16 protein-coding genes are annotated in these 15,111 nt (G+C 57.0%); 12 read left to right on the top strand and 4 right to left on the bottom strand.

Annotation, left to right across the window (positions count from 1 at the left end; genetic code table 11):
• Positions 1-3 precede the first annotated feature (3 nt).
• From QRN55_RS16405 to QRN55_RS16415, 3 genes are all read left to right on the top strand, one after another.
• Positions 4-759, top strand: a complete 756-nt coding sequence (locus QRN55_RS16405; protein WP_284777511.1) for an AzlC family ABC transporter permease — start codon at positions 4-6, stop codon at positions 757-759.
• Positions 756-1,097 (top strand): AzlD domain-containing protein, encoded by a 342-nt coding sequence (locus QRN55_RS16410; protein WP_284777512.1) that lies wholly within the window; start codon positions 756-758, stop codon positions 1,095-1,097. The genes QRN55_RS16405 and QRN55_RS16410 overlap by 4 nt, the downstream gene beginning before the upstream one ends.
• Before the next feature lie 70 nt (positions 1,098-1,167).
• Positions 1,168-2,115: a phosphatase PAP2 family protein gene (locus tag QRN55_RS16415; RefSeq protein ID WP_284777513.1), complete on the top strand. Its 948-nt coding sequence runs from the start codon at positions 1,168-1,170 to the stop codon at positions 2,113-2,115.
• 9 nt (positions 2,116-2,124) lie between these two features.
• On the opposite strand, the gene QRN55_RS16420 is transcribed toward QRN55_RS16415, so the two are convergent.
• Genes QRN55_RS16420 through QRN55_RS16435 form a run of 4 tightly spaced genes read right to left on the bottom strand, consistent with a single transcriptional unit; the run spans position 2,125 to position 4,970 of the window.
• The gene (locus tag QRN55_RS16420; RefSeq protein WP_284777514.1) at positions 2,125-2,547 is read right to left on the bottom strand and encodes an HIT family protein; all 423 of its coding nucleotides are present in this window, start codon (positions 2,545-2,547) and stop codon (positions 2,125-2,127) included.
• Between the two features lie 28 nt (positions 2,548-2,575).
• Positions 2,576-3,766 carry a GNAT family N-acetyltransferase gene (locus QRN55_RS16425; RefSeq protein WP_284777515.1) on the bottom strand — a complete coding sequence of 397 codons (1,191 nt, stop codon included), beginning with the start codon at positions 3,764-3,766 and terminating at the stop codon, positions 2,576-2,578.
• Positions 3,763-4,503, bottom strand: a complete 741-nt coding sequence (locus tag QRN55_RS16430) for a glycerophosphodiester phosphodiesterase (RefSeq protein WP_284777516.1) — start codon at positions 4,501-4,503, stop codon at positions 3,763-3,765. Before QRN55_RS16430 ends, QRN55_RS16425 begins: the two co-directional genes overlap by 4 nt.
• On the bottom strand, positions 4,500-4,970 hold the full coding sequence (locus tag QRN55_RS16435) for a RidA family protein (RefSeq protein WP_284777517.1): 471 nt from the start codon (positions 4,968-4,970) through the stop codon (positions 4,500-4,502). Before QRN55_RS16435 ends, QRN55_RS16430 begins: the two co-directional genes overlap by 4 nt.
• Before the next feature lie 115 nt (positions 4,971-5,085).
• Between QRN55_RS16435 and QRN55_RS16440 the strand changes: the two genes are divergently transcribed.
• The 9 genes from QRN55_RS16440 (at position 5,086) to bamA (ending at position 15,074) form a co-directional block, all read left to right on the top strand.
• Positions 5,086-5,928: a cell envelope integrity EipB family protein gene (locus QRN55_RS16440; protein WP_502871340.1), complete on the top strand. Its 843-nt coding sequence runs from the start codon at positions 5,086-5,088 to the stop codon at positions 5,926-5,928.
• 193 nt (positions 5,929-6,121) lie between these two features.
• The gene (gene rpsB / locus QRN55_RS16445; RefSeq protein ID WP_111838283.1) at positions 6,122-6,889 is read left to right on the top strand and encodes a 30S ribosomal protein S2; all 768 of its coding nucleotides are present in this window, start codon (positions 6,122-6,124) and stop codon (positions 6,887-6,889) included.
• Between the two features lie 251 nt (positions 6,890-7,140).
• Complete coding sequence (gene tsf / locus QRN55_RS16450; protein ID WP_112499919.1) at positions 7,141-8,067, top strand: translation elongation factor Ts; 927 nt, start codon at positions 7,141-7,143, stop codon at positions 8,065-8,067.
• A gap of 298 nt (positions 8,068-8,365) precedes the next feature.
• Complete coding sequence (gene pyrH / locus QRN55_RS16455; RefSeq protein WP_111838285.1) at positions 8,366-9,088, top strand: UMP kinase; 723 nt, start codon at positions 8,366-8,368, stop codon at positions 9,086-9,088.
• A gap of 65 nt (positions 9,089-9,153) precedes the next feature.
• Complete coding sequence (gene frr, locus QRN55_RS16460; RefSeq protein ID WP_111838286.1) at positions 9,154-9,711, top strand: ribosome recycling factor; 558 nt, start codon at positions 9,154-9,156, stop codon at positions 9,709-9,711.
• A 62-nt stretch (positions 9,712-9,773) separates the two neighbouring features.
• A complete protein-coding gene (locus QRN55_RS16465) occupies positions 9,774-10,517 on the top strand; it encodes an isoprenyl transferase (protein ID WP_112499921.1) in 744 nt (247 codons plus the stop codon).
• Positions 10,517-11,350 (top strand): phosphatidate cytidylyltransferase, encoded by an 834-nt coding sequence (locus QRN55_RS16470; RefSeq protein WP_284777518.1) that lies wholly within the window; start codon positions 10,517-10,519, stop codon positions 11,348-11,350. The genes QRN55_RS16465 and QRN55_RS16470 overlap by 1 nt, the downstream gene beginning before the upstream one ends.
• Before the next feature lie 47 nt (positions 11,351-11,397).
• Entirely contained in the window at positions 11,398-12,525 is a 1,128-nt protein-coding gene (rseP, locus tag QRN55_RS16475) for an RIP metalloprotease RseP (protein WP_502871343.1), read from the top strand.
• A 200-nt stretch (positions 12,526-12,725) separates the two neighbouring features.
• Positions 12,726-15,074, top strand: a complete 2,349-nt coding sequence (bamA, locus tag QRN55_RS16480; RefSeq protein WP_233123379.1) for an outer membrane protein assembly factor BamA — start codon at positions 12,726-12,728, stop codon at positions 15,072-15,074.
• The last annotated feature ends 37 nt before the right edge of the window (positions 15,075-15,111 follow it).

The raw sequence follows: 15,111 nt of genomic DNA on the forward strand, positions 1-15,111 counted from the left end.
GACATGCCTTTAGAACACCCTGCGGAGCCCATCTATCTCTGGTTTTTCAGAGGCATGAAGGGCATTTTCTCGCTGCCATCGCTCATTCTCATGACCTCGTTCGTTGGCTTCAGCGCTTTTGCTCTGGAGTCCGGGGTGCCGCGCGGTGAGGCCGTGTTCATGACGCTCACCATCTGGGCGCTTCCAGCCAAGATGATCCTGATCGGTGCGATGACCAGCGGCGCGGGGCTGGCGACCTGCTTTCTGGTGGTGACGCTGTCTTCCATCCGTATGATGCCGATGGTGGCCTCCATCGTGCCGGAAATGCGCACCGCAAAGACACCCACATGGGTGCTGCTATTTCTCTCCCATTTCGTCGCCATCACCGCTTGGGTCTTTGCCACGCAGAACCTGAGCAAGGTGCCGCGCGAAGCGCGGGTTGCCTGGTTCGCAGGGTTCGGCATGACCTTGACGCTGGTGAACGCCGTTATCGTCGCCGTTTGCTACGGTCTCGTCGCTGCCTTTCCGCCGCTGGTCGCGGGGATTCTGTTCTTTCTGACGCCCGTTTATTTCGTGTCATCCATCTGGGCATCCGCCCGACACACGGTGGTCAAAGTGGCCTTCATCATCGGCGTGATCGCTGGGCCGCTGTTTGCGGTCATCGAGCCGGAATTCGATATTCTCTATGCCGGTATCGGTGGCGGCACGCTGGCCTACCTGATCGACCGTTTCTGGTTTCGCCGCAAAATCGAGCACGTGACCGTGGAGGGCGAACCATGATCCCGGACGCATGGTGGGCACCCTACCTCTTCATCGCGATTGCTGGCTGGCTCGCCACCGATCTCTGGCGATGGCTGGGCGTGATCGCGGGCAATCGGCTGAAAGAGGGCTCCGAAGTCCTGAACTGGGTCCGCGCGGTCGCCACGGCCCTCGTCATGGCCGTTACCGCAAAGCTGATCGTGTTTCCCACCGGCGTACTGGAGCAGTCTCCGATGTGGCTGCGGATAGGGGCTGCTGGGCTGGGGTTTGCGGCTTTTCTAGCAAGCGGCCAGAAAGTGTTCGTTGGCGTCGTGGCGCCGTTAGTCGTTCTGGCGGCTGGAATGTTGTTTTTAATATAATGGTGATGAATTTCGGCGAATGATCGATTAGTTCATTTTCACTATTATTTTGAACAACAACGTGGCCCGAATGTTTCTTTTGCCGATTGAGCGTTTGTTATTTGCCGTCATTTTCTTACTGGCTTGTTTCGATGGGTTCTTCATCTATCGGAAATCCATCGACGTAGACGTTTTGGGCTACGCCGTCAGCCTGGCGACCGGCATTTTGCCGATTATCATAGGACAATATTACCGGTATCGTGGCAGGGACGCGCGGCTGGCAACCGTGCTGACCGCGTCGGGGCTCTACGTGCTTTTCACGATCTTCGCGTCGATGTTCAACTATGTCTTTCTGCCGATCTCATTTCAGCCGATCGATGAGGTGTTGATGCGCATCGACGCTGCTGTCGGCTACAGTTGGCCCGCCATCGTCACATGGGCTGCGACCTATCCCATAGTGGGGAAGGCGCTCTACGTCGTCTATATGACGACCCTCCCGCAACTGCTCGTCATCCTCATCATGCTGGGTTTTACGGGTAAGGAAAGGATGCTGTATTGTTTTCTTCTGACCGGCACGATTGGCGCCATTGTCAGCATCTGCTTCTGGGTGATCTTCCCCACCTTCGGCGCGAAAGCCTACCACACACTACCAGAGTGGGTGACGCTTGCCATTCCGCTGGCGGTCACCCCGGAGTATGGGCGTGAATTGATGCGGTTGGGTGCGGAAGGCGCTGGTTATCTCTCACCATCCAATATTCTTGGACTGATCGGCTTTCCGTCATTCCACATTTTCATGGCGCTGATGTCTGTCGTCTTCGTGCCAAGACATATCTTTTTCGTCGTCACGATCGGTATTTTAAACGTGCTGATGCTACCAGCCGTGCTGGTGCAGGGCGGGCATCATCTGGCGGATGTATGGGGCGGAATCGCTTGTTTCGCCGTAGTCTATCCGATCTCGCGTGGCATTGTTAACGCGCTCGCGAATACCGCAACATCCGGCCTGTCGCCTGAAAGAATGGTCGGTGTCACGGTTGATTGACCGTGGAGTTCAAAGCGCGGCCTTGATTTTCTCCGCGTGCTCTTTCAGCAAAGCGCCATCGGCCATTGCACCGCTATGGGGTTTGAGCGGTTCGTTTTCCTTGCGGGGGACGATGTGGAAATGCAGGTGGAAGACGGTCTGGCCTGCTGCGGGTTCGTTGAACTGCGCGATGTAGACACCATCCGCATCGAAGGCCTGTTTTGCGGCGACGGCGAGTTTTTGGACCACGGCGATGGTTTTCGCCAGCACTTGAGGGTCGGCATCCAGCATGTTGCGTGAAGCTGTCTTGGGGATGACGAGGAGATGGCCGGGTGCTTGCGGCATGACATCCATGAAAGCAAGCGTATCGTCGTCTTCGTGAACCTTTACGCAGGGAATTTCGCCGTGCAGGATTTTGGCGAAGATATTGTCGGTGTCGTAAGCTGCCGTCATGGGAATTCTCCTCGAAATGCTGTTGTCCTTAGTCGTCGGTTTCCAGACGCTCGCCTTTGCGGAATGGGCTGTGGTCGTCAAGATAGCCGCTGATCTCTTCCACTTCGCTACGCTCCCGCTCCAGATAATCGGCAATTGCGCGCCGCAGGCCCGGATGCGTGATGAAGTGGGCCGAATGGGTGGTGACGGGGGTGTAGCCGCGTGCCAGCTTATGCTCGCCCTGCGCGCCAGCCTCCACACGCTTCAGGCCCTTCGCCAGAGCGAAATCGATGGCCTGATGGTAGCAGACTTCGAAATGTAGGAAGGGGTGGTCTTCGATGCAGCCCCAATGGCGACCGTAAAGCGCGTCTCCACCGATGAAGTTGATGGCGCCTGCAATGTAACGGCCCTCGCGCCTGGCCATGATCAGCAGGACGTCCTCTGCCATGCGTTCGCCGATCAGCGAGTAGAACTGGCGGGTGAGGTACGGTCGGCCCCATTTACGGCTGCCAGTGTCCATGTAGAATTTGTAGAACTGGTCCCAGATGTCTTCGGTCAGATCGCTGCCGGTAAGCCAGTCGATTTCGATGCCGTTTTCGAGTGCTGCGCGGCGTTCTTTTTTCAGGCCCTTGCGCTTGCGAGACGCGAGCGCATCGAGAAAATCGGCGTGGTCGCGGTAGCCGTTGTTGATGAAATGAAATTGCTGGTCGGTGCGGGGAAGAAAGCCTTCGCCCAGCAAAGCGTCGATGTCACCATTCGGTGCGAATGTGACGTGTGCCGAGGATACGCCGATTTTCTCGGTGACCTGCCGCAGGCCTGACGCCAATACTTGCCGAAAGGCCGCGTCATCGATCCCGCTGGTCAAAAGCCGTGGTCCGGTTGCGGGCGTGAAGGGCACGGAGCATTGCAGCTTCGGATAATAATTGCCTCCAGCCCGCTCCAGCGCATCCGCCCAGCCATGATCGAAGACATATTCGCCCTGGCTGTGGCTTTTAAGGTAGGCCGGTATCGCGCCCACAAGTGTTCCATCACCCGTTTCAAGCAGCAGGTGATGGCCGCGCCAGCCGGTCTTGGCCGCCGCAGAACCCGATTGCTCTAACGATGATAGAAAGGCATGCGATATGAAGGGGTTGTAGGTATCCGTTCGCGTAGATTTCGACGTGCCTGAAAGCCCGCTCCAGCTTTCCGGGTCGATGTCCGCGAAGGACTGCTCTACGCGAATGGAATATTCTTGGCTCATGCGCTGGCCGTAGGTCCCTGTTTCGGATCGAAACCTTCGAACGTCATCTGGTCAGCATATTTATAGGTGGTCGCGCGGGCATTTTCATCCATGACCGTCCATGTAATCACAGGAAGCCCAAGTTTTCTCTGTGCCTCGATGAAGCTGTTGGGCAGATGGGCCCAGGCGTAGGAAATGAAATCGAGGCCGATCTGCATGGCTTCATCGTGCTTGAAGAAGTCTTCGGGCTTTGAGCCTTCGGCGGTCAGACCCAGCGGCCAAGGCGACCCGGCAGTCTTGAGGTCTTTCAGCAGATGGTGATCGAAGCTCATCAGCGCCACATGACCTTCATAGCCCTCCAGCACCTCCAGCACCGCCTCGGCAAAGCCGTCATCGACGCCAGCGCCTTGGCGGCCCTTGAGTTCCAGAACAAGCGGAACCTTTCCAGCACATAGCTTCAAGAGCTGCTTGAGCGTGGGAACGCGGTCCTTGGTCTGGCCGACCGAGAGGAGGCCGAGTTCACCGGAAGTGCGTTCCCGCACATCGCCCTTGATGCCGGTCAGGCGCGTCATTTCGTCATCGTGGAAGACAACAGGGACACTGTCGGATGCCAGTTGCAGATCGCATTCGATGGCGTAACCGGCTTCGATGGCACGCGAGAACGCTGTCAGTGTGTTTTCCCAGACCGTCTTGTTCTGGTCGTGATAGCCGCGATGGGCAACGGGCTGTGCCGTCAGCCAGGAAAGTTTCAGTGTCATACGTCGATTTCCACGATGGCGTCGATTTCTACGGAGGCGTTGAAGGGCAGGGAGGCCATGCCGACAGCAGCGCGTGCGTGCTTTCCGGCATCACCCAGCACATTGGCTATGAGATTGGACGCACCATTGATAACCAGATGCTGTTCGGTGAATTCGGGAACTGAAGCGACGAAACCGTTGAGCTTCAGCACGCGGCGGACTTTCGACAGATCGCCATTCAGAGCGGCCTTAACCTGTGCAAGAATGTTGACCGCGCAAAGTTCGGCTGCGCGCTGGGCGGTTGCAACATCGACATCGCGACCGACATGGCCCGTGACCGCAATCTTGCCGGATTCCATGGGCAACTGGCCTGAAATATACAGCAGATTGCCGCTGATGGTGAACGGCACATAGTTCGCAGCCGGTGCAGCGGCAGCGGGCAGGGTGTAGCCCAGTTCTTTAAGGCGAGCTTCGATTGCATCCGACATTTTCGTCTCCGCTTTTGTTGTAAATCTTTCAAAAATCCGGCAGACAGAGCATGATGTCCGAAAGCCGGGCGGTTGCTTGTACAATATGAGCGGCGAGTCCAACAGGAGATATTGAATGTTTGTCAGGAACCTCGTCATTGCCCTTGCTTCTGGCACCTTCCTGATGGTGCCCACGGTTGCCGGTGCTGTGCCTGCCGCGGTGCCAAACCTGATCTCACATCGTGCTGTCTACGATCTCGAACTGAAGGACGCGTCCGACCGCTCGGGCATCGAAGGCATGACCGGCAGAATGGTCTATGAGTTCACCGGCTCCTCCTGCAAAGGCTACAAGACCGACTTTCGCTTCGTCACCCAGATCAGCACAGGCGATACCGTGCGGATGACGGACCAGCAGACGACGACGTTCGAAGATCCGGGCTCCAAGAAGTTCACTTTCGAAACCAAATCCTTCACGGACGATAAGCTGGACAAGGAAGTCACCGGGTCCGCAGCCGATTCGAACGGCGCGATGACTATCGACCTGACCAAGCCAGACGCCCGCAAGATCGATCTGGTCGCTGGCGAGTTTCCGACCGAGCATATGTTTCAGGTCATCGAGAATGCTAAGCTTGGCAAACGCATCTTCGAGTCGCGCGTTTTCGATGGTTCCGATGATGGCGATGAAAGCCTGATCACCTCCACACTTGTGGGTAAGCAGCAGACGCCAGCTGATGGCGACGCGGATGCGGGCAAGGCAGGAGATTTTGCGAAAACTCCGTTCTGGCCGGTGACCATTGCCTATTACAACGACAAGAGCGGTACCGATTCGCTGCCGATCTATCGCATGTCCTTCAAACTCTACGAGAACGGGATTACCCGTGACCTGACGATGGACTATGGCGATTTCGTTTTGACGGGAAAACTCGCAAAACTCGATATTCTCCAGCCTGAAAGCTGCGAGAACAAGCCGATGCGTTGATCGACGCGCCGATCGATTTCGTCTTTTTCCGCATAATTGCTTGCTTTCTATCGAAACTGGCTGTATGCGGCACACCATTCCACACGCGAAGCTTGGGATGTTCCGGGAGAAATCCGGATCGTTCCGCCCGGTGGTGCCATCTTGATGGCGCTGTTTGCTTCGCGGGGGTTCAACCGGAAAAGGATAACTAGGCATGGCATTGCCCGATTTCTCTATGCGTCAGCTTCTGGAAGCTGGCGTTCACTTTGGTCACCAGACACATCGCTGGAACCCAAAGATGAAGCCGTACATCTTCGGCGACCGCAGCAACATTCACATCATCGACCTGGCGCAGACGGTTCCTTTGCTGTCGCGCGCCCTTCAGGTCGTGTCCGACACGGTTGCCCGTGGTGGTCGCGTTCTGTTCGTTGGCACGAAGCGTCAGGCTTCTGAAATCATCGCAGACAGCGCAAAGCGCTCCGCTCAGTACTACGTCAACTCGCGTTGGCTCGGCGGCATGATGACCAACTGGAAGACGATTTCGAACTCGATCCAGCGCCTGCGCAAGGTCGACGAAATCCTCAACTCCGACGCTTCCGGCTACTCCAAGAAAGAGCGCCTGAACCTTGAGCGCGAACGCGAAAAGCTTGAAAAGGCTCTCGGCGGTATCCGCGATATGGGCGGCGTTCCTGACCTGATGTTCATCATCGACACCAACAAGGAAAAGATCGCAATCGAAGAAGCCAAGCGTCTTGGCATTCCGGTCGTTGCAATCATCGACTCCAACTGCGACCCGGACCAGATCGATTTCCCGATCCCCGGTAACGACGACGCATCGCGCGCCATTTCGCTGTATTGCGATCTGATCGCTCGCGCTGCCATCGACGGTATCGCACGTCAGCAGGGCTCTTCCGGTCGCGACATCGGCGCTTCCGAAGAAGCTCCGATCGAGCCTGCGCTCGAAGACGAAGCTGGCGCCTGATAGTCGGCCTTTGGGCGGCATCTTGATGCCGCCTCACCAATCAGGATCTGACAAGGCCGTTCTGGACTAGAAAGTTCGACGGCCTTGTTCGTTTAAATCGCGCAGTCCTCCAGGGCATGGGCGCGGTTTTTTGAAGTTTCGTGGTGGCTGTTTCATCAGCCTGTCACAGTTCCGGGTACATTCGTTCCCAAAATCCGATTTCGGTCGGGCCGCAATCGCGCCGTGACCGACGAACCGACAAGAGGCACACAATGAGCGAAATCACAGCCGCAATGGTTAAGGAACTGCGCGAGAAGTCCGGCGCAGGCATGATGGATTGCAAAAAGGCGCTGGCCGAAACCGGTGGCGACATGGAAGCTGCAATCGACTGGCTGCGCGCCAAGGGTATCGCCAAGGCTGACAAGAAGTCTGGTCGTACGGCTGCTGAAGGTCTCGTCGGTATCGCATCTGCCGGCCACAAGGCTGTCGTTGTCGAAATCAACTCCGAAACCGACTTCGTTGCTCGTAACGACGCTTTCCAGGACATCGTCCGTGGCGTTGCTTCCGTTGCGCTGACGACAGACGGTACGGTTGATGCCGTTGCTGCTGCGACTTACCCAGCGACCGGCAAGACCGTTGCCGACACCATCAAGGACGCAATCGCCACCATCGGCGAAAACATGACGCTGCGCCGTTCGGCTCTGCTCGAAGTCGAGCACGGCGTTGTTGCGACCTACGTTCACAACGCTGCTGGCGACGGCATCGGCAAGCTCGGCGTTCTCGTCGCGCTGAAGTCCGAGGGTGACAAGGCTGTTCTGACATCCATCGGTCGTCAGGTTGCCATGCACATTGCTGCGACCAACCCGCTCGCCATTCGTGCTGAAGAAGTCGATGCTGCTGTTGCTGAACGCGAACGCAACGTTTTCATCGAGCAGGCTCGCGAATCCGGCAAGCCAGAAGCCATCATCGAAAAGATGGTCGATGGTCGTATGCGCAAGTTCTTCGAAGAAGTCGCTCTTCTGTCGCAGGCCTTCGTCATCAACCCTGACCTCACAGTTGGTGATGCCGTCAAGGAAGCTGAAAAGGAAGCTGGCGCGAAGATCGAAGTCGTCGGTATGGCTCGCCTGCTGCTCGGCGAAGGCATTGAAAAGGAAGAAAGCGACTTCGCTGCTGAAGTTGCTGCGGTCGCCAAGGGCTGATCTCTTTACCCTAGCGCATCGGCACAAAAATCGAAGTCGATTTTTGTAAAGCACGATGCGTAGATTCAAAGGGTTAGAGCGTCCTTTGTGCGTCCGAAAAGGACGCACGGCGCTCTAATACTGGAAAACTACGGGGCATCGCGTGACAACGCGGTGCCCTTCGTGTATCGGCGATGCGGTTATATCCTGCAGCACTTTGGGATCGTTCAGATTCGTCCGTGCTGTGGTTTCTCAAGTTTCCGCATGTCGTCACTGCAAACTGTGCATGGCCGTGCGCGACATGTTTGAAGGAGTCATGATGTCTTCCAAGCCGCTTTATAAACGTGTTCTTCTCAAGGCGTCGGGCGAAGCCCTCATGGGCAATCAGGGTTTCGGCATCGATGTTGCCGTCGCAGACCGCATTGCCTCCGACATTGCCGAGGCGAGAGCCATGGGCGTCGAAGTGGGTGTCGTCGTGGGTGGCGGTAATATTTTCCGCGGTGTGGCCGTTGCCTCCAAGGGCGGCGACCGCGTGACTGGCGACCACATGGGCATGCTGGGCACCGTCATCAACGCGTTGGCGCTCGCGACCTCTCTGCGCAAGCTGGATCTCGACACCGTCGTTCTCTCGGCCATCGCCATGCCGGAAATCTGCGAGAGCTTCTCGCAGCGCGCAGCCGTGCACCATCTGTCGCAGGGCCGCGTCGTGATTTTCGCAGGTGGCACAGGCAACCCGTTCTTCACCACCGATTCCGCCGCTGCGCTGCGCGCCGCCGAAATGGGTGCGGAAGCGATCTTCAAGGGTACGCAGGTGGACGGCATCTATTCCGCCGACCCGAAGAAAGACCCGACAGCGACCCGTTTCGAGGAACTGACGCATTCGGAAGTGCTGGGCAAGGGGCTTGCGGTCATGGATGTCGCGGCCGTTGCCCTGGCGCGCGAAAACCACATTCCGATCATCGTCTTCTCCATCCACGAGAAGGGCGGTTTTGCGCAAATATTGACGGGTGGCGGTCGCAAGACCATCGTGCACGACAAGTAACATACGGCGTTGATTCCGCGCTGTGACATTGAGGCCCTCTTGGCCAGAACTGATGGAGTATGAAAATGAGTGGTATTGACCTCAACGATATCAAGCGCCGCATGGACGGCGCCATCAACGCCTTCAAGAGCGATATCGCTTCGCTGCGCACGGGTCGCGCATCTGCCAACATCCTGGACCCGGTGACCGTTGACGCCTATGGCTCGCGCGTCCCGCTGTCGCAGGTGGCCAACATTACCGTGCCGGAAGCGCGCATGCTGGGCGTCAACATCTGGGACAAGTCGATGGTGGGTGCCGTCGACCGCGCAATCCGCGAGTCCAACCTCGGCCTCAACCCGATTGTGGATGGCCAGAACCTGCGCATTCCCCTGCCGGAGCTGAACGAGGAGCGCCGCAAGTCGCTCGTCAAGGTCGCGCATGATTACGCGGAAAAAGCAAAGGTTGCCATTCGCCACGTTCGGCGCGATGGTATGGACGGTCTGAAAAAAGCCGAAAAGGATGGTGACATCGGTCAGGATGAAAGCCGTGCACAATCCGACAAGGTTCAGAAGATGACGGATGACACGATTTTGGATATTGATCGCTTGCTTGGAGAGAAAGAAAGAGAAATCATGCAGGTATAGTCTGCCGTCAGGCCACTGCAGATTTTATCTTTTCATTCCGCGCTGCTTTACACTGGATCGAGATGTCGGACATTAAACGTTCCTCACACCCTGAGCATGTTGCCATCATTATGGATGGCAACGGGCGTTGGGCAAAGCAGCGCGGACTTCCGCGCATCATGGGCCACCGCCGTGGGGTGGAGGCTGTGCGCGAAACCGTGCGCGCCGCTGGCGAATGCGGGCTCAAATATCTGACGTTGTTCGCCTTCTCCTCGGAGAACTGGCGCCGGCCCGAATCGGAAGTCAGCGATCTGTTGGGGCTTCTCAAGGCCTTCATCCGTCGAGATCTGGCCGATCTGCACAAGGAAAATGTGCGGGTTCGCGTCATTGGCGACCGGGAAAGTCTGAAGGACGATATCCGCAACCTGCTGATCGAAGCCGAGCAGATGACGGCGGAAAATACGGCTCTGACGCTGATCATTGCCTTCAATTACGGGTCTCGCGATGAAATCGCCCGCGCTGCCGCCTCGCTTGCACGCGATGTTGCCGCCGGTCTCATCGATGCGTCCGATATCGATCCCGACGCCATTGCTGCGCGTCTCGATACCGCTGGGATGCCCGATCCCGATCTCATTATCCGCACCAGCGGTGAAGAGCGGCTCTCCAACTTCATGTTGTGGCAGGCTGCCTATTCGGAATTTCTGTTCATTCCCGACTTCTGGCCGGACTTCGACCGCAAGACGTTTTTCTCGGCCATCGACCAGTATATGACGCGTGACCGCAGGTTCGGCGGCCTGTCCGGTCAAGTCGCTCTGGCGGGTGCCTGATGAGCCGGGAACTAAGGCTGCGGATCATCTCCGCCATCGTGCTCGCAGCCGTTATTCTGACGGCCACGTGGTACGGCGGCATGATGTTCCGTCTCGTGGCGGGCCTTCTTGCGCTGCTGATCTATTACGAATGGAGCACCATCACCAAGCTGTCCGACACCAATCCGACTGGCTATGCCTGGGGCTGGTTTTCCGTGGCGGTGATGAGCGGCAATACGATCTTCGGGGAATCGTCGCTCGATTTGCCTCTGCTGTCAGGCTTTGCGCTGACGGCGGCGCTTTTTCCAGTGTTGCGAGGGAAGAACTGGTGGCTGGTGGGCGGCATCGTCTATGCGGGCCTTAGCGGTATTTCTCTAGCAGCCATACGGGGCGATGAGTTGACGGGCTTCGCAGCCATGGTCTTCGTCTTCGCGATTGTCTGGGCCACGGATATTCTGGCGTATTTCGTTGGGCGCGCCATTGGCGGCCCGAAGCTCGCACCGGCGATCTCTCCCGGCAAGACCTGGTCCGGTGCCATTGGCGGCACGGTATCCGGCGTGCTGGCGGGTGCGGCGGTGGCTGCGACCTATCACGGTCGCGTCAGCATGATCGTTTTAGGAATGGCGCTGGTGCTATCCGTATTCAGCCAGATCGGTGATCTCTTCGAATCATTCATCAAGCGCCGTTTCAAGGTCAAGGATTCCAGCAATCTCATACCCGGTCACGGCGGCTTTATGGACCGGGTTGACGGTCTTGTTTTTGCCTGCTTTACCGTATTCCTCATTGCTGTTGTTCACGCGGCGATAACCGGTGATGTGCCAGGGTCGGGCGGCGGAATTCTGCCGGGGTTCTGACGGTAGCGTTGAACAGGCAATAGCGAAAGGCTGGGTTGGGTATGGATATGATAACGGCGACGGTTGGGTTCTTGACCGGGTACATAGTGCCGTTCATTCTCGTCCTCTCTCTCCTCGTTTTCGTTCACGAGATGGGTCATTACCTCGTCGGGCGCTGGTGCGGCATTCGATCCACAGCTTTTTCGGTTGGTTTCGGGCCTGAACTGATCGGCTTTACCGACAAGCGCGGAACGCGGTGGAAGATTTCCGCCATTCCCCTCGGTGGCTATGTCAAATTCTTCGGAGACGAGGATGTTTCCAGCAAGCCGGACAGCGACAGCCTTTCCGGACTGACGCTGGAAGAGCGGGCGCAGACCTTGGCAGGCGCAAAGTTGTGGAAAAGAGCAGCGACGGTCGCTGCTGGCCCGATCGCGAATTTCATTTTGGCGATTCTCATATTCGCGGCGCTTTTCACCATCTATGGCCGCATGATCTCAGATCCTATCGTGTCCGAAGTACGCGAAAACAGTGCCGCGCAGACCGCTGGCGTTCTGCCAGGCGACCGGCTGGTGGCAATCGACGGTGAAAACGTCAAGACATTCGAGGATGTCCGCCGCTATGTGGCGGTCCGTCCGGCAACGCCGATCACGGTCACTGTGGAGCGCAACGGACAGCAGCTCAACCTGCCGATGGTGCCGACTCGCACCGAGACGACGGACCAGTTCGGCAACAAGATGGAACTGGGAATCATCGGCATTGTAACCGATCAGACCCGTGGAAACTTCAGGCATGTGACCTATTCGCCGGGCGAAGCGCTGGTTGAGGGTGTCCGCGAGACGGGTCATGTCGTAACCGGCACATTCGCCTATATTGGCAACCTCGTGACAGGCCGCATGAATGCCGACCAGTTGGGTGGACCGGTGCGTGTTGCGCAGGCGTCAGGACAGATGGCGTCGCTCGGTTTTGCCGCCGTTATCCAGCTTGCAGCCTTGCTTTCGGTTTCCATCGGCCTTCTCAACCTGATGCCTGTGCCGGTTCTGGACGGGGGGCATCTGGTGTTTTATGCTATCGAGGCGATCCGTGGCAGACCGCTAGGTACAGGTGCGCAGGAAGTCGCTTTCCGTATCGGTCTTGCCATGATTTTCAGTTTGATGGTATTTGCCACATGGAATGATATCAGCAGCTTGATCGGCTGAATCGGGCTTTTTAGTCTGTTTATTAAGGGGGCGTTTACCTTGTTTTGAAGCCAAAGTGGCGATTGAGCCACGGTTGCTTGCGAAGTAAACAGAAATTAACGGTCGGGCTTGCTTGTAGAGGAAAAGCAGGTAAAACGACGCAGATGGCCGGAGTCGGGTTCCGCCCGCTGAGGGACAACGGGAAAAGGTAAGAATTGAAAATGAAGGCTGGTTCAAGATTTTTGAACGCGGTGTCGGCGGTTGCGCTGTCTGCTGGTGTTTCTTCGGTCGCAGCTCTGGGAGTGCTTGCTTCTTCCGGTGTTGCAAATGCAGCAGTGATCCAGCGTGTGGATGTGCGGGGCGCTGAACGCTCTGGTGCGGATGCCGTGCGCTCCAACATCACAATTGCTCCCGGTCGGAACTTTTCCAACGCAGATATCGATGAGTCGGTGAAGCGTCTTTACGCGACCGGTTACTTCTCCAACGTCAGCATGAGCGTTTCCGGTAGCACGCTGGTCGTGACGGTGCGTGAAAACAATCTGGTCAATCAGGTCGTGTTCAACGGCAACCGCAAGATCAAGGACGACAAGCTTCAGGGCATCGTGCAGACACAGTCTCTCGGTCCATACGACCAGACACTGGTAACGGCTGATATCGCCCGCATCAAGGAAGCCTACGCTGCCATCGGCCGTAGCGACATCCAGGTCACGACACAGGTCGTTCCCGTTGGTCAGGGTCGCGTCAACCTCGCTTTCGTCATCAACGAAGGCGAGCGCACGAAGATTGCCCGCATCGACTTCGTCGGCAACAATGCCTACAGCGACGGTCGCCTTGCTGCGGTTCTCAACACCAAGAAATCTAACATGCTGTCATTCCTGACGCGTAAGGATGTCTACAATGAGGACAAGTTGCGCGCTGACGAAGAAGCGTTGCGCCAGTTCTATTACAACCGTGGTTACGCCGACTTCCGCGTAACGGGCTCTGATGCCGTTCTGGACGAAGCAAGCAACGAATACACAATCACCATCACGGTGGACGAAGGTCAGCGTTACGCATTCGGTAACGTCGGCGTCGAGTCGACCGTTCCAGGTGTCGATGGTTCGGAACTGCAGGGCCTCGTTGAGACACGCTCTGGCTCCAACTACAGCGCCAAGGAAGTTCAGCAGAGCATGGAAGCGATTTCCAAGCGCGTCTCTGCTGAAGGCTATCCATTTGCACGAGTAACACCACGCGGCGACCGCGACATGTCTGGCAACACCATAGGTGTTACCTACATCGTCGATCAGGGCGAACGCGCTTACGTCGAGCGTATCGAAATCCGCGGCAACACACGTACGCGTGACTATGTTATCCGCCGCGAATTCGACATCAGCGAAGGCGACGCCTTCAACCAGACCGTTGTGTCAGCCGCTAAGCGTCGTCTTGAAGCTCTCGGCTACTTCTCCAAGGTCAACATCAGCACGTCTCAGGGCAGCGCCCCGGACCGCGTTGTGATCGTGGTGGATGTCGAAGATCAGGCAACTGGCTCCTTCGGTATCGGTGCTGGCTACTCGCAGAATGACGGTGCGCTTCTCGAAGCGTCTATCGAAGAAAAGAACTTCCTCGGTCGCGGCCAGTACATCCGTATTGCCGCAGGTGCTGGTCAGGATGACGCGCGTAGCTACAACCTGTCCTTCACCGAGCCTTACTTCCTCGGCTACCGCCTTGCAGCAGGTTTCGACCTGTTCAAGAGCCAGAGCTCGAGCGAAGATTACTACGATTACGATGAGCAGGGCTTCGCACTTCGCGTAACAGCTCCGATCACCGAAAATCTGGCGACGACGTTCAAGTACACTTATAAGCAGATCAAGTATGATGGTCGTGGTGATTACGACGCAGTTGATGGCGCAGGTAATTACGTTAATCTAGCGAGCCCGTATGTTGACCTGATCAACGGTGGAAACTGGACCCAGTCCATTATCTCGAACACACTGGCCTATAACAGCCTGGACGATCGCAACATGCCGCGCGAAGGCTGGCAGGGTGCGTTGACCAATGAGTTTGCAGGACTTGGTGGTGACTCCGAGTACTACAAGATTTACGCCAAGGCTCGTTACTACCACACGCTGTCTGACGAATATGACATCATCGGCTCGCTGACAGGTCAGGCTGGTTATGTTGCGCCGACAGGTGACAACCTGCTTGTCTTCGATCAGTTCAAGATCGGTGGTCGTGTAATCCGCGGCTTCGAGAACGACGGTATCGGTCCGCGTATCGGTGACGATGCGATCGGTGGCACGACATACTTTGCTGCTTCTGCGGAAGTTACCGCGCCTATGCCGGGTGTTCCTGAGGACTTTGGTCTTCGTCTCGCAGGCTTCGTTGATGCCGGTACGCTTTACGGCAACAAGGTTCGTACCGCCGCCACGGAAAATGTTCAGGACGACAGCTCGATCCGTGCATCCGCTGGTATCGGTATCATGTGGGCTTCACCGTTCGGTCCTCTGCGTGTAGACTACGCAGTGCCGTTCATGAAGGAAGACTACGACGAAGTGCAGAATTTCCGGTTTGGCATGTCCAACACTTTCTGATATCGGCAGTCCAGAACTGCGAGTTTGAACGTTCTGG

Origin of the sequence: Agrobacterium sp. lyk4-40-TYG-31, assembly GCF_030209855.1 — a bacterium.
GTDB lineage: Bacteria > Pseudomonadota > Alphaproteobacteria > Rhizobiales > Rhizobiaceae > Agrobacterium > Agrobacterium vaccinii.

Coding starts and splice junctions, on each gene's coding strand:
- QRN55_RS16415 (WP_284777513.1), top strand. CDS start 1,168: ATGTTTCTTTTGCCGATTGAGCGTTTGTTATTTGCCGTCATTTTCTTA.
- QRN55_RS16410 (WP_284777512.1), top strand. CDS start 756: ATGATCCCGGACGCATGGTGGGCACCCTACCTCTTCATCGCGATTGCT.
- rseP (WP_502871343.1), top strand. CDS start 11,398: ATGATAACGGCGACGGTTGGGTTCTTGACCGGGTACATAGTGCCGTTC.
- QRN55_RS16430 (WP_284777516.1), bottom strand. CDS start 4,503: ATGACACTGAAACTTTCCTGGCTGACGGCACAGCCCGTTGCCCATCGC.
- tsf (WP_112499919.1), top strand. CDS start 7,141: ATGAGCGAAATCACAGCCGCAATGGTTAAGGAACTGCGCGAGAAGTCC.
- QRN55_RS16420 (WP_284777514.1), bottom strand. CDS start 2,547: ATGACGGCAGCTTACGACACCGACAATATCTTCGCCAAAATCCTGCAC.
- rpsB (WP_111838283.1), top strand. CDS start 6,122: ATGGCATTGCCCGATTTCTCTATGCGTCAGCTTCTGGAAGCTGGCGTT.
- QRN55_RS16405 (WP_284777511.1), top strand. CDS start 4: ATGCCTTTAGAACACCCTGCGGAGCCCATCTATCTCTGGTTTTTCAGA.
- QRN55_RS16470 (WP_284777518.1), top strand. CDS start 10,517: ATGAGCCGGGAACTAAGGCTGCGGATCATCTCCGCCATCGTGCTCGCA.
- frr (WP_111838286.1), top strand. CDS start 9,154: ATGAGTGGTATTGACCTCAACGATATCAAGCGCCGCATGGACGGCGCC.
- QRN55_RS16440 (WP_502871340.1), top strand. CDS start 5,086: ATGTTTGTCAGGAACCTCGTCATTGCCCTTGCTTCTGGCACCTTCCTG.
- QRN55_RS16465 (WP_112499921.1), top strand. CDS start 9,774: ATGTCGGACATTAAACGTTCCTCACACCCTGAGCATGTTGCCATCATT.
- pyrH (WP_111838285.1), top strand. CDS start 8,366: ATGTCTTCCAAGCCGCTTTATAAACGTGTTCTTCTCAAGGCGTCGGGC.
- QRN55_RS16435 (WP_284777517.1), bottom strand. CDS start 4,970: ATGTCGGATGCAATCGAAGCTCGCCTTAAAGAACTGGGCTACACCCTG.
- QRN55_RS16425 (WP_284777515.1), bottom strand. CDS start 3,766: ATGAGCCAAGAATATTCCATTCGCGTAGAGCAGTCCTTCGCGGACATC.
- bamA (WP_233123379.1), top strand. CDS start 12,726: ATGAAGGCTGGTTCAAGATTTTTGAACGCGGTGTCGGCGGTTGCGCTG.